Source organism: Bacillus sp. SIMBA_026 (assembly GCF_046535335.1).
Taxonomy (GTDB): Bacteria; Bacillota; Bacilli; order Bacillales; family Bacillaceae; genus Bacillus; species Bacillus velezensis.
On record NZ_JAWRWX010000557.1, the window covers coordinates 1 to 228 of the forward strand.

General features: G+C 63.2%; 1 protein-coding gene. It reads right to left on the reverse strand.

The genetic code is table 11. The features are described 5' to 3' along the window. Positions 1-228 (reverse strand): ATP-binding protein (locus SB847_RS22535; protein ID WP_410579018.1); only part of this gene is annotated, 228 nt, incomplete at both ends.

The window sequence follows — 228 nt, forward strand, 5'->3', positions numbered from 1 at the left end:
GTGCACAGATCGCTAGGCCCAGAACCCTTTGCCGGTCGGGTTCGCTGATCCCTTTCCCGGTGTCGATCACCTGCAGGGCTACCCCCTCATCGGTCCGGTGGCCCGTGACGCGGATAACCGCAGATACGCCGGGGCGGGCGTAGGCGACCGCGTTATGTATCAGGTTCTGGAGCAGCACTCTCATCTGGACGGGACCGGCGTTGAAGCTCAGATCATCGCAGTCAACCG